This is a genomic window from Streptomyces sp. NPDC044064 (genome assembly GCF_056434245.1).
The window spans coordinates 1-9753 of record NZ_JBWKFN010000065.1 but is presented as its reverse complement, the minus strand read 5'-3'; the positions used below and the strand labels follow the sequence as shown (position 1 = coordinate 9753).

General features: G+C 69.5%; 8 protein-coding genes. 3 read left to right on the top strand and 5 right to left on the bottom strand.

Annotated elements, in window-relative coordinates; all coding sequences use genetic code 11:
• Positions 1-133 precede the first annotated feature (133 nt).
• The 4 genes from AC07DS_RS46085 to ctaC form a co-directional block, all read right to left on the bottom strand.
• On the bottom strand, positions 134-1396 hold the full coding sequence (locus AC07DS_RS46085; protein ID WP_479154710.1) for a L,D-transpeptidase: 1263 nt from the start codon (positions 1394-1396) through the stop codon (positions 134-136).
• A 128-nt stretch (positions 1397-1524) separates the two neighbouring features.
• Entirely contained in the window at positions 1525-1923 is a 399-nt protein-coding gene (locus AC07DS_RS46080; RefSeq protein ID WP_479154709.1) for a cytochrome c oxidase subunit 4, read from the bottom strand.
• A complete protein-coding gene (gene ctaD / locus AC07DS_RS46075) occupies positions 1920-3653 on the bottom strand; it encodes an aa3-type cytochrome oxidase subunit I (RefSeq protein ID WP_479154708.1) in 1734 nt (577 codons plus the stop codon). Before ctaD ends, AC07DS_RS46080 begins: the two co-directional genes overlap by 4 nt.
• Positions 3650-4609, bottom strand: coding sequence for an aa3-type cytochrome oxidase subunit II (gene ctaC / locus AC07DS_RS46070; protein WP_479154707.1), 960 nt, complete (start codon positions 4607-4609; stop codon positions 3650-3652). Before ctaC ends, ctaD begins: the two co-directional genes overlap by 4 nt.
• A gap of 327 nt (positions 4610-4936) precedes the next feature.
• On the opposite strand from ctaC, the gene AC07DS_RS46065 reads away from it, so the two are divergent.
• Positions 4937-6319 (top strand): aminotransferase class V-fold PLP-dependent enzyme, encoded by a 1383-nt coding sequence (locus tag AC07DS_RS46065; RefSeq protein ID WP_479154706.1) that lies wholly within the window; start codon positions 4937-4939, stop codon positions 6317-6319.
• Positions 6320-6428: 109 nt separating this feature from the next.
• Here AC07DS_RS46065 and AC07DS_RS46060 read toward each other — a convergent pair whose 3' ends face one another.
• Complete coding sequence (locus tag AC07DS_RS46060) at positions 6429-7403, bottom strand: carbohydrate kinase family protein (RefSeq protein WP_479154705.1); 975 nt, start codon at positions 7401-7403, stop codon at positions 6429-6431.
• A gap of 130 nt (positions 7404-7533) precedes the next feature.
• Between AC07DS_RS46060 and AC07DS_RS46055 the strand changes: the two genes are divergently transcribed.
• Positions 7534-7743 (top strand): hypothetical protein, encoded by a 210-nt coding sequence (locus AC07DS_RS46055; protein WP_145875351.1) that lies wholly within the window; start codon positions 7534-7536, stop codon positions 7741-7743.
• Positions 7744-7842: 99 nt separating this feature from the next.
• Positions 7843-9624, top strand: coding sequence for a hypothetical protein (locus AC07DS_RS46050; RefSeq protein ID WP_479154704.1), 1782 nt, complete (start codon positions 7843-7845; stop codon positions 9622-9624).
• Positions 9625-9753 lie beyond the last annotated feature (129 nt).

The window sequence follows — 9753 nt, the reverse complement described above, 5'->3', positions numbered from 1 at the left end:
ATGTGGAAGGGTGGTTGGGGCGTGCTTTGCGGTGGTATTGCAGAGAGGGGGGGGGGGGGGGGGGGGGGGGGGGGGGGGGGGTCGCCGCCCCCCCCCCCCCCCCCCCCCCCCCCCCCCCCCCCGCCCCGGCCGCTCACACGGCCGTCGGCTGCAGGCGCAGGGCGTCCTGTGGAGGAGGGCCGTCCGGGGTGCTGTTGACTAGGGCGCTGCCCGTGCGCCACTTCTTCCAGTCGACGTTCCAGTCGCCGAAGCCGTTGCCGAAGGGCTCCATCGCGTTGCCGTTGGAATTGACGACCTTGACGATGTCGCCCTCGTGGATGTTGTTGAAGAACCACTCGGCGTTGGATGTGCTCATGCCGGTGCAGCCGTGGCTGACGTTCTCGTAGCCCTGGGAGCCCACTGACCAGGGCGCGGCGTGGACGTACTCACCCGACCAGGTGACCCGGGTGGCGTAGTAGACCGGCAGGTCGTACGAGTCGGAGCTGCCCTCGGCGATGCCGACCGTGGTGCCGCGCATGCGTACGAAGTACTGCTTGGCCAGGACGACCTTGACCCCGTTGCGGGTCTCGAAGCCGGGCTTGCCGGTGGTGACGGGGATCGACTGGACCGCCTGGCCGTTCTTGTAGAACGTCAGTTGGTGCGCCGCGGCGTCCGTGACGGCCTCGATCCGGTCACCGATGGTGATCTTCAGCGCCTTGGACTTGCCGCCCCAGAGACGGTCGCCGATCTTCACACCGTCGAGGTTGCTGTGCACCTGGATGGTGGCGTGCGCGGGCCAGTACTCCTTGGGGCGGTAGTGGAGTTCCTTGTCGCTCACCCAGTACCAGGCGCCCTGGACGGCCGGGGTGGCGTCCACCCTGAGGGCGCGCTCCACGACGGCCCGCTGCGCCTTGTCCTTGACCTCGTGGTCGAGTTGGGCGGTGACGGGCTGCCCGACGCCGTACTGGCCCGAGTCCGGCCCGAACGTGACGTTCAGGCGCTTGGTGGTCGAGGGTTTGCTGGTGTCGAAGCTGAGGATCTTGCGGCCGGGCGCACCGTCCTCGTCCTCCGTGCTCACCGCGACCGTGTAGTGGGCGTTGGCGGCCAGCGGGGAGGTGCTGTGCCACCGGCTGCCGTCGGCCGCGAGTTCGCCCGCCACGACGCGCCCTGTGGCGTCGTAGGCGGTGACGTCCGTGATCCGGCCGTCGCCGGTGCTGGTGGTGATCTCCAGGGGCTTGTCCGGGTCGGCCTGCTTCCCGGTGCCGGTGGGGCCGCTGAAGGAGATCTGGTCCGCTGCGTCGTACGGCTTGGCCGACAGGGGGTTGCCGTCCGAACCGCAGCCGGTGACGCCCGCACCGAGGGCGGCCACCAGCAGGGTGCAGCTGACGACGGTGCGGGTACGCGGAGTGTGGTTCATATGATCACGTTATGAGACCCGGACCCCATTTGCGCGCTATGTAACTCGTATGGGGGACGGGTGTGCGCAAAAGCAGGAGCCCGGACCCTCCTGACGGAGTGTCCGGGCTCCCGGTGCGCTACTGCGTGCTACTGGGTGCGGTTCTCACCGTGGTAGTACTCGAACACCCAGCCGAACAGGCCGACCAGGATGAACGGTGCGCCGAAGTACAGCAGCCACCAGCCGACCGCGACACCGAGGAAGGCCATTGCGCCACCGAAGCCGAGGGCGAGCGGCTGCCAGCTGTGCGGGCTGAAGAAGCCCAGCTCGCCCGCGTCGTCCGCGACGTCGGCCTCCTTGTCGTCCTGCGCACCCGCGTCGACCCGCCGGGCGGTGAAGCCCAGGTAGAAGCCGATCATGATGCACAGGCCGAAGGCCAGGAAGAGCGCCGTGGTGCCGGCCGGCTCCTTCGACCACACGCCGTACAAGACGGCGATGATCAGGACGAAGACGCTCAGCCACATGAACAACCGGCCCTGGATCTTCACTTGCCGGCCTCCTTGTTGCCCTCGATGGCGCTGCCGTGACCGGCGTACTCGAGCTGCTCGAGCGCGGCGATCTCGGGGTGGTGCAGGTCGAACGCCGGGGATTCGCTGCGGATCCGCGGCAGGGTGAGGAAGTTGTGCCGCGGCGGCGGGCAGGAGGTCGCCCACTCGAGCGAACGGCCGTAGCCCCACGGGTCGTCCACGCCGACCGGCTTGCCGTACTTGGCCGTCTTCCACACGTTGTAGAGGAACGGCAGGATCGACAGGCCGAGCAGGAACGAACCGATCGTCGAGATCGTGTTCAGCGTGGTGAAGCCGTCGGACGCCAGGTAGTCGGCGTAGCGGCGCGGCATGCCTTCCGTACCCAGCCAGTGCTGGACCAGGAAGGTGGTGTGGAAGCCGACGAACAGCGTCCAGAAGGTGATCTTGCCGAGGCGCTCGTCCAGCATCTTGCCGGTCATCTTCGGCCACCAGAAGTGGAAGCCGGAGAACATGGCGAAGACGACCGTGCCGAAGACCACGTAGTGGAAGTGGGCCACCACGAAGTACGAGTCGGAGACGTGGAAGTCCATCGGGGGCGAGGCCAGGATGACACCGGTCAGACCACCGAACGTGAAGGTGATCAGGAAGCCGACGGCCCAGAGCATCGGGGTCTCGAAGGACAGCGAGCCCTTCCACATCGTGCCGATCCAGTTGAAGAACTTCACACCGGTCGGTACGGCGATCAGGAACGTCATGAAGGAGAAGAACGGCAGCAGCACACCGCCGGTGACGTACATGTGGTGGGCCCACACCGTCACGGACAGACCGGCGATCGCGATGGTGGCCGCGATCAGACCCATGTAGCCGAACATCGGCTTGCGGGAGAAGACCGGGATGACCTCGGAGATGATGCCGAAGAACGGCAGCGCGATGATGTACACCTCTGGGTGTCCGAAGAACCAGAAGAGGTGTTGCCAGAGCAGTGCTCCGCCGTTCGCCGCGTCGAAGACATGTGCCCCGAATTTCCGATCCGCCTCCAGCGCGAACAGCGCGGCGGCGAGGACGGGGAAGGCGAGCAGGACCAGCACGGCGGTCAGCAGCACGTTCCACACGAAGATCGGCATGCGGAACATGGTCATGCCGGGGGCACGCATGCAGATGATCGTGGTGATGAAGTTGACCGCGCCGAGGATGGTGCCGAAGCCGGAGAAGGCCAGACCCATGATCCACATGTCGGCGCCGATGCCCGGGCTGCGGACCGCGTCCGACAGCGGGGAGTAGGCGAACCAGCCGAAGTCGGCCGCACCCTGCGGGGTGAGGAAACCGCCCACGGCGATGGTCGAGCCGAACAGGTAGAGCCAGTAGGCGAACATGTTCAGCCGCGGGAACGCCACGTCGGGCGCGCCGATCTGCAGCGGCATGATCCAGTTCGTGAAGCCGGCGAACAGCGGCGTCGCGAACATCAGCAGCATGATCGTGCCGTGCATCGTGAACGCCTGGTTGAACTGCTCGTTCGACATGATCTGCAGGCCCGGACGGGCCAGCTCGGCGCGCATGAGGAGCGCCATCACGCCGCCGATCAGGAAGAACGCGAAGGACGTGACCAGATACAGCGTTCCGATGGTCTTGTGGTCGGTGGTGGTGAGCCACTTGACCACGACATTGCCGGGCTGCTTGCGCCTGACCGGCAGCTCGTTCTCGTAAGAGTCCTCAGCTGCCGCGGCACCCTGGGGTTCGTTGAGGATGCTCACAGGTTGTTCGTCTCCCGGTTCTTCTCGTGCGGCGTCTGCGCGATGCCGGCGGGAATGTAACCGGTCTGCCCCTTCTTGGCGAGGTCCTTGAGGTGCTGCTCGTAGCGCTCGGGGGAGACGACCTTCACGTTGAACAGCATCCGGGAGTGGTCGACGCCGCAGAGCTCGGCGCACTTGCCCAGGAAGGTGCCCTGATGGTTGGGAACCACCTGGAAGGCGTTGGTGTGGCCCGGGATCACGTCCTGCTTCATCAGGAACGGCACCACCCAGAAGGAGTGGATGACGTCACGCGAGGTGAGGATGAAGCGGACCGTCTTGCCCTCGGGAAGCCAGAGGGTCGGGCCGGGGTTACCGGTCTGGGGGTTCTTCGTGCCCGGCGTACCGACGTCGTAGACACCGCCGGCGTTCGCCGGGAACTCCTTGCGGAACCTGTCCGGAATGGGGAGCAGTTCCTTGGACGTCTTGGCGTTGCCGGGGGAACCGGGAACGTCCGCGATGTAGTTGAAGCCCCAGCTCCACTGGAAGCCGACCACGTTGACCGTGACGTCGGGCTTCTTGTCGAGGCTGAGGAGCTTCGTCTCGTCCCGCGCCGTGAAGTAGAACAGCACCGAGATGATGATGATCGGGACCACCGTGTACAGGGCCTCGATCGGCATGTTGTACCGAGTCTGCGGAGGTACCTCGACCTTGGTGCGGCTGCGCCGGTGGAAGAAAGCACTCCACAGGATCAGGCCCCACACCAGCACGCCGGTGGCCAGCGCGGCCGCCCAGGAACCCTGCCACAGGGAGAGGATCCGCGGAGCCTCTTCCGTGACCGGGGTGGGCATGCCAAGGCGGGGGAAGTCCTTGTATGTGCAACCGGTTGCGGTCGCAAGGACCAGGCCCGCGGTCAGTGCCTGCAGCAGCTTCCGCCGCATCGGGCGCCGCGGCGAGCGGTCGGAGCCGTTGGGACTCACGTAGCGCCTTCCCGAGAGTCTCGCCCGCGCGGTTCGGCTGCGGCCTTCTCGCTGGTCGGTCGCCGCCCTGCGTCGGGCAGGGGTTTGGATGTTTATGCGGACCAAACCCTAGCCGACGCTCTCCGAGGGTTCGCGGGGAGGGTGCCATACGCGCCGCCGGTCACTCCTTAAGGGTGGGAATGAGCGCCCAATAGCTCGGGTTGTCGCGGTTTGGCGGGCGGGTGCGGGGTGCATTGTGGCTGGTCGCGGCCACGCGGCGGAGCCGCATATCGGCACCGCCCGCGCCCCTTGAGGCCGGCTGCTCCACCGAGGATTTACCGTTGCTGTGTGTCCTACTTCGACGCTGCTTCCGCCGCTCCCCTCCATCCCGTTGCACGCCAGGCGCTGTTGGCCTCTTTGGATGAAGGGTGGGCCGATCCCGCTCGGTTGTACCGGGAGGGACGCAGGGCGCGGATGCTGCTCGACGCGGCTCGGGAGGCGGCGGCCGAGGCGGTGGGGTGCCGGGCGGACGAGGTGGTGTTCGCGCCGTCCGGGACGCGGGCCGTACACACCGGTGTCGCGGGGGCGTTGGCCGGGCGGCGGCGGGTGGGACGCCACCTGATCGTGTCCGCCGTCGAACACTCCTCGGTACTCCATTCGGCTGAAGCACTCGAGGCCGAGGGCGGCTCGGTGAGCACGGTGGCCGTCGACCGGGCGGGAGCCGTCGCCCCGTCGGACTTCGCGGCCGCGCTCCGGCAGGACACCGCGCTGGCCTGTCTGCAGTCGGCCAACCATGAGGTCGGGACCGTGCAGCCGGTGGCCGAGGTGGCCGAGGTGTGCCGGGCGGCGGGAGTACCGCTGCTCGTGGACGCCGCGCAGTCGCTGGGGTGGGGGCCGGTCGAAGGCGGCTGGTCGCTGCTGGCGGCGAGCGCCCACAAGTGGGGCGGGCCCTCGGGGGTGGGGCTGCTCGTCGTGAAGAAGGGGGTGCGGTTCGCGCCGCAAGCTCCCGTGGACGAGCGCGAGTCGGGTCGCGCCGCCGGGTTCGAGAACCTCCCGGCCATCGTCGCGGCCGTGGCCTCCCTGCGTGCGGTACGGGCGGAGGCGGCCCAGGAAGCGGTACGACTGCGGGAGCTGACGGAGCGGATCCGGCTGCGGGTGCCGCAGCTGGTGCCGGATGTCGAGGTGGTCGGCGATCCGGAACGGCGGCTGCCGGGGATCGTCACCTTCTCCTGTCTCTATGTCGACGGAGAGGCCCTGCTGCACGAGTTGGACCGGGAGGGTTTCTCCGTGTCGTCCGGCTCGTCCTGCACGAGCAGCACACTGACGCCCAGCCATGTGCTGAGGGCGATGGGGGTGCTGAGCGAGGGCAACGTGCGGGTGTCGCTGCCGTCCGGGGTGGCGGAGGAGGACGTGGAGCGGTTCCTGGCGGTGCTGCCGGGAGCCGTGGCCGGGGTGCGGGAGAAGCTGGGGGCACCCGCTCCGGCGACCGTGACCGTGGTCCGCGCGCAGGAACTGGTCGTCGACTCCCTCGGCAAGCGGTGCCCGATCCCGGTCATCGAGCTGGCCAAAGTGATCGGGGACGTGCCGGTGGGCGGCACGGTGCGAGTTCTCTCGGACGACGAGGCGGCCCGGCTGGACATCCCCGCGTGGTGCGAGATGCGGGGGCAGGAGTACGTGGGCGAGGAGCCTGCGGAAAAGGGCTCGGCCTATGTGGTCCGCCGGGTGAGCTAGGGGGCCGGGGGGCGAGCCCCCCGGAGGGGGCGCGGGTCTGTGCCGATGTGCGGCTCCGCCGCGTGGGCGCGACCGGCCCCCACACACACCCGCGCCCGTAAGGCGGACGTCAGCCCAGGTGAGTACGGACCTCCTCGGCGGCCTCGTCCCCGTACGCCTTGGTGAACCGGTCCATGAAGTGTCCTCGCCGCAGCTGGTACTCCTGCGTCCCCACCGTCTCGATGACGAGGGTCGCCAGCATGCAGCCGACCTGCGCCGCGCGCTGCAGGGAGACACCCCAGGCCAGGCCGGAGAGGAAGCCGGCGCGGAAGGCGTCGCCGACACCCGTGGGGTCGGCCTTGCGCTCCTCCTCGGCACAGCCGACCTCGATCGGGTCCTCGCCGGCCCGCTCGATGCGCACACCCCGCGAGCCGAGCGTGGTGACGCGGTGGCCGACCTTGGAGAGGATCTCGGCGTCGGTCCAGCCGGTCTTGGACTCGATGAGCCCCTTCTCGTACTCGTTGGAGAAGAGGTAGGTCGCCCCGTCCAGCAGTATCCGGATCTCCTCGCCCTCCATACGGGCGATCTGCTGGGAGAAGTCGGCGGCGAACGGGATGTTCCGGGAGCGGCACTCCTCCGTGTGGCGGAGCATCGCCTCCGGGTCGTCGGCGCCGATCAGGACCAGGTCGAGGCTGCCGACGCGGTCGGCAACCGTCTTCAGCTCGATGAGGCGGGCCTCGCTCATCGCACCGGTGTAGAAGGAGCCGATCTGGTTGTGGTCGGCGTCGGTGGTGCACACGAAGCGGGCGGTGTGCAGGGTCTCGGAGATACGGACCGAGTCGGTGTCCACGCCATGGCGGTCCAGCCAGGCTCGGTACTGGTCGAAGTCGAAGCCGGCGGCTCCGACGAGGATGGGCCCGGTCCCGAGCTGGCCCATGCCGAAGGCGATGTTCGCGCCGACGCCGCCCCGGCGTACGTCCAGATTGTCGACCAGGAAGGAGAGCGAGACCGTGTGCAGCTGGTCCGCGACGAACTGGTCGGCGAAGCGGCCGGGGAAGGTCATGAGGTGGTCGGTGGCGATGGAGCCGGTGACTGCGATGCGCACGACAGGCATTCTCCTGCGGGAGGCTGGATTGACAGTTCACGCTACCCGCTCCTGGGCAGCCACTGAAGCTGGCAAAACTACCCGATAGTAGATCTTTCTTCGCGAGGCTCGACATGCCTACGGTGCCATCATGACGAACCTCAAGGTCCACTCTTCCGCTCCGGCCGATCTCGAGGGTGACCTCGCCTCGCTGCGCGGGGACTGCGCCCGGATGGCCCCGCACTGGACGGTTCCCCGGCACGCCGACTCCCGCCCGGTGCCGCCGTCGCTGATCCATGGGGTGACCGTGCCGAAGAGGTCGGCCCGGCTGCTGGACGCCATGTCGGACTACGGCGACTGACGCCCGGCCGTACTGCGGGAACCGCACGCTCCCCTCGCTCGTCCCATCGCCGTCCCCCGTGCCGGGGGCGTGGGACACGATCCAGCGAGGAGCGATGCGGTGAACACCGAGCGACCTGAGAATTCCGAGGGGCCCGAGGTCTCCGCGGTCTCCGACGCGACCGAGAACGCCGAGAGCACCGAGGAGCCCGGGGGCTCGGACGCCTCGAAGGACTCCCTTGTCTCGAAGGAAGCCCTGACGTCGAAGAAGCCCCTGGCCTCGGAGACCTCTGACACTCCCGAGTCTGCCGACGCCCCTGAGTCTTCCGACGCCCCTGAGGCCTCCGGTGTCTCCGAGGCCTCCGGCGCCCCCGAGGTGTCAGGGACCGGCGGGGGTGCCGGTACCCCGCACGACGAGATCGGCGAGGGCGGCGAGGCCCCTGAGGTCGGCGAGGTCCTCGAGGCCGGTGACGCCGACGCCGGTGAGCGGTCCGGGCGGCGGCGCTCCCCCATGGTCGTCGTCTCGGTCGCGGCGGCCGTCCTGCTGGTCGGGGGCGGGGGCGCGATCCTCTCCGCGAACCACTCCTCGGACGGCCGTACGGGCGTCGGCGGGTCCGGCAGTGGCGGCACTCCCCCGCCCCTCGCCCTGGACGGCTGGGCGCAGAGCGGAACGGGCGGCATCGCGCCGGGTGAGCCGGATCCGTACGGGGCGACATACGTGGCCGCGGGGAAACTGGCCGAGGGTCCCGGCTCGGCGCCGGTGTACGCACCGAAGGGCGAGGTCGGCAAGGACGACGTGGCCCGGCTGGCCAAGGCCCTCGGGGTCGACGGCACGCCGGTGGCCGAGGGGCCGAGCTGGCGGGTCGGCGGCAAGGACGGCTCCGGGCCGACGCTCCAGGTCACCAAGGACGCCCCGGGCAGCTGGACCTTCAGCCGGTACGCGCCGGGCACCGACAACTGCAAGAAGATCACCGTCTGCGTGCAGGACCCGGGCGCCCCGGCCGGCGAGCCGGTGAGCGTGGCGGTCGCCGAGAAGGCGGCGGCGCCGGTGCTGAAGGCGCTCGGGCAGGACGACGCCAAGGTCGACGCGGGCCAGATCATGGGTGCCCAGCGGGTGGTCAACGCCGATCCGGTGGTGGGCGGGCTGCCCACCTACGGCTGGACGACCGGCCTGACCGTCGACAAGCAGGGGGACGTCGTCGGCGGCCACGGGCTGCTGGTCGCGCCGGCCGAGGGGAACACGTATCCCGTGCTCGGCGCGGAGAAGACGCTGGCGCTGATGAACTCGGGGCACAAGCACGGGCACCGGATGGGCATCGGCGGCTGCGCGAGTCCCGTCCCGCTGAAGAACCGGCTGGAGCAGCCGTGCGGCACGTCCACGACGGCGTCCGGGGCGGCCGCGGTCACCGTCGAGAAGGCGGTGTTCGGGCTGGCCGCGCACTCGGTCGCCGGGCGGCAGACGCTGGTGCCGTCCTGGCTGTTCGAGGTGCGGGGGACGGCCGCGCGGGGCACCTTCACGGTGGCGTATCCGGCGGTGGACCCGAAGTACCTGACCTCGCCGTCGGACGCGGCGCCGTCCCCGGAGCCGTCCTCGCCGTCCTCGGCGCCGAAGACGCACGACGTGAAGGTCGGCGGCTACACCGCCGACGGCCGCGAGCTGAGGGTGAGCTTCTCGGGCGGGGTGTGCGCCGACTACAAGGCGGCGGCGAAGGAGAGCGCGGACCGGGTGACGGTGACGGTGACCGAGAAGGTCTGGCCGGACAAGGTCTGCGTCGCCATGGCCCGGATGTACGTGAAGACCGTACGGCTGGACGCGCCGCTGGACGGCCGGAAGGTGGTCGGCCCGGACGGGGCGCAGATCCCGAAGGCGAAGTCCGGCGTGGTGCTGCCGCAGGCCCGGTAGCGCCCCCCGGACACACGAAGGCGGGGGGACCCCCGGAGGGGGGGGGGAGAGCTGTCGTTTGGCTGTGGAAGGGCCCGCCGCCGAGTTGGGGGGGGGGTGGCTGGAGGAGGGGCCGCCGAGGCAAAGAAA

Bases quoted from the DNA above. Each gene is read 5' to 3' on its own strand.
- AC07DS_RS46085 (WP_479154710.1), bottom strand. From the start codon at position 1,396: ATGAACCACACTCCGCGTACCCGCACCGTCGTCAGCTGCACCCTGCTG.
- AC07DS_RS46055 (WP_145875351.1), top strand. From the start codon at position 7,534: ATGACGAACCTCAAGGTCCACTCTTCCGCTCCGGCCGATCTCGAGGGT.